The following is a 2,729-nucleotide window of genomic DNA, read 5'->3' on the forward strand; positions in this document are numbered from 1 at the left end:
CTTCCGCCTCGTCGGGGTTCTCGCCATAGTCTTTTTTCGCGCGCCGCTGGCGGAGCAGGTCCCAGCACTGATCCAGCTGTTCTTCCACCTGCTGCAGCCGGAGGATGTCCGGGCCTCCGGTCCCGCCAGACTGGGTTGAGCCTTCGCGGAGGCCGTGTTCCTCCTCCACCAGGGCCTTGATGCGCTCCAGGATGTCTTGATTGTCCATGGTGTCCTCTTTTCGTCCGACGGCGGCAGGCAGCCTTCTCTTCGCAGGGTCCACTTCCAGCAGGTCCCCTTCCAGCCTACGGAGGGGATGGTGCGGTGAACAGGGGCGCCCGGGACCGACGCCGGACGGCACTGGCCGGCGCCTGCGGCCTAGCCAAGAAGTTCGTCCGGGTAGCACCAGCGCCAGTCCTCGCCGGGCTCGACGCTGCGCATGACGGGGTGGCCGCTGAGCTGGAAGTGTTTGTACGCGTGGGTTCCCGGCGAGGAATCGCAGCAGGCCACGTTGCCGCACTGCAGGCACATCCGCAGATGCACCGTCGTCGTCCCCTCCCGTTCGCACGCCTCGCAGAAGGGACCAGACGGGACGGTGAGATCGGGGGCGGCCTCCAGGTGCGGACAAACGCCGCGGGGCCGGGCGATTCCCTCGCCGCCGCTGCCGTCCGCGTCCGGTTCCTCCAGTGCGGCGTCCAGCATGGACTCTTCGACGTCGAGGCGGTCAAGGACGTTGACCAGGACCTCGTGCGCGTATCCGCCGCCGCGCCGCAGCTCGAGGACCTTGGTGCGCTCGGCGTCCAGCATCGCCAGCCGGAGTTGGGCGTACCGCTGGCTGGGGGTGGCGGCTTCGGCGGACGGCCGGCCCAGCCGCTCCCATGCGGCCAGCCCGCGCTCCTGGGTGCGCCGTTTGAGCATCGCCACGACTTCGGGGGGATCGGCGTCCGAACGCAGTTCCTGGAGCCGCTGCACGCCAGCCGCCGTCGCCATCTGCATCAGCGACGCCTCGTTGAGGGCGTCCTCGCGCGGGTCCGGTCCCTTCACGCGCAGCAACCGGACCAGGGCCGGGAGCGTGAAACCCTGCAGGGTCAGCGTGCCGGCCACCACCACGAGGGCCATCAGGATCAGGACCGACCGGTGCTCCAGCTCCGCCGGCAGGACCAGGACAGCGGCAAGCGTCACCACGCCGCGCATGCCCGCCCAGGAGACGATCGCCGGAAATTGCCAGGGCGGCGCGGGATCCTTGCGCCGGACCGCGGGAATGAGCCGCGGCAGGTACGTTGCGGGGAAGACCCAGACCGGGCGCAGGACCAGCACGGCCAGCAGCACGGCGGCACAGCCGAACCAGATCCGTTCCGGACCCAGCGAGTCATCCCGGACGCCCTCGATGATGGTCCGGACCTGCAGCCCGATCAGCAGGAAAACGGAGTTCTCCAACAGGAACTGGACAGTGTGCCAATTGCTGCGCTGGCTCAGCCGGGCCGCCCCGTTTGGCATGGACGGCGCCTTGGTCCCCATGATCAGCCCGGTGACGACGACGGCCAGGACACCGGAGGCGTGGATCGCTTCCGCCGGGAGGTAGGCCACGAGCGGGGCGATCAGGGAAGTGGAAGTGTTGATGGCCACGTTGCGGATCCGCTTGCGGAGCGCTGTGAGCATGAAGGCCGCGGCAACGCCCACCGCCACGCCCCCGCCAACCGCCAGGACGAAGCCGCCGGCAATCTCCGCGGCGGAGACAACTCCGGCGATCGCGGCGATGGCAGCACGCAGGCAGACCAGCGCCGTGGCGTCGTTGACCAGCGATTCGCCCTCCAGGATGGTGACAACCCGGCGGGGCATGCCCACCTTTCGCGCAATCGCCGTCGCCGCCACGGCGTCAGGGGGCGCGACGACGGCGCCCAGGGCCATGGCGGCCGCCAGCGGGATCTCGGGAAACAGCCAGGCGACCACCAGCCCGACGCTGACGGTGCCGAAAATGACGTAGCCGACTGACAACAGGCCGATGGAGCGGCGGTTGGAACGGAAATCGAACAGCGAGGTCTGCAGCGCCGCCGCATAGAGCAGCGGCGGCAACAGCCCGACCAGAACGATTTCGGGGTTCAGTTCGATGGTCGGAACGAACGGCAGGAACGAGCACACCACGCCGGCCAGCACCAGCAGCAGGGGGACGGAGATGTTGATCCTTTGGCCCAGTGCGCTGCAGGCACAGACGATGGCGACGAGGGCCAGCAGCCCGAAAGCGACTTCCATGGGCCCATTCTCTCAGCTTCCCGTCCTGTGCCGGCGGGATCCCTGCAATGCATCATCAGCTTGCTTACGACTTGGCGGCTTTCTAGAGTTAACACTGCAAACCAAGTGGGACACTGCGCGTGGCGCCGGCACTGAACGAATGTTGCCGGCCCGCGCCCGGCACGAGGAGGACACATGTCAGAGCACAATCTTTCCGGCAAGAAAGTCGCGTTCCTGCTGACGGACGGTGTGGAGCAAGTGGAGCTGACCAGCCCGTGGGATGCCGTCAAGGAAGCCGGCGGTGTGCCAACCCTGGTCTCGCCGAAGAGCGGAGAGCTGCAGGGCTATGACGGCACCGAAAAGGGGCAGCGGTTCGCCGTCGACGTCGCCGTGGGGCGGGCCGACGCCGCCGATTTCCACGCCCTGGTCATCCCCGGCGGCGTGGTCAACGCCGATCACCTCAGGGTCGACAAGGAGGCCCAGGCGTTCACGCGTGCCTTCTTCGAGCAGCACAAGCCCTG

Annotated in this window: 3 protein-coding genes; 1 reads left to right on the forward strand and 2 read right to left on the reverse strand. The window is 68.2% G+C overall.

Features of this window, described 5'->3' with window-relative positions; translation table 11 throughout:
• A partial coding sequence (locus LQV45_RS24410) for a DUF2630 family protein (RefSeq protein ID WP_230009197.1) occupies positions 1 to 208 on the reverse strand: 208 nt, incomplete at its 3' end.
• 149 nt (positions 209 to 357) lie between these two features.
• Positions 358 to 2,229, reverse strand: coding sequence for a Na+/H+ antiporter (locus LQV45_RS24415; protein ID WP_230009198.1), 1,872 nt, complete (start codon positions 2,227 to 2,229; stop codon positions 358 to 360).
• A 174-nt stretch (positions 2,230 to 2,403) separates the two neighbouring features.
• Between LQV45_RS24415 and LQV45_RS24420 the strand changes: the two genes are divergently transcribed.
• On the forward strand, positions 2,404 to 2,729 hold a 326-nt coding region (locus LQV45_RS24420), incomplete at its 3' end, for a DJ-1/PfpI family protein (protein WP_230009199.1).

It is taken from the genome of Microbacterium sp. Bi128, from assembly GCF_918698205.1.

What these genes read in the sequence shown, in the direction of transcription:
- LQV45_RS24415 (WP_230009198.1), bottom strand. Translation starts at nt 2,229, where the DNA reads ATGGAAGTCGCTTTCGGGCTGCTGGCCCTCGTCGCCATCGTCTGTGCC.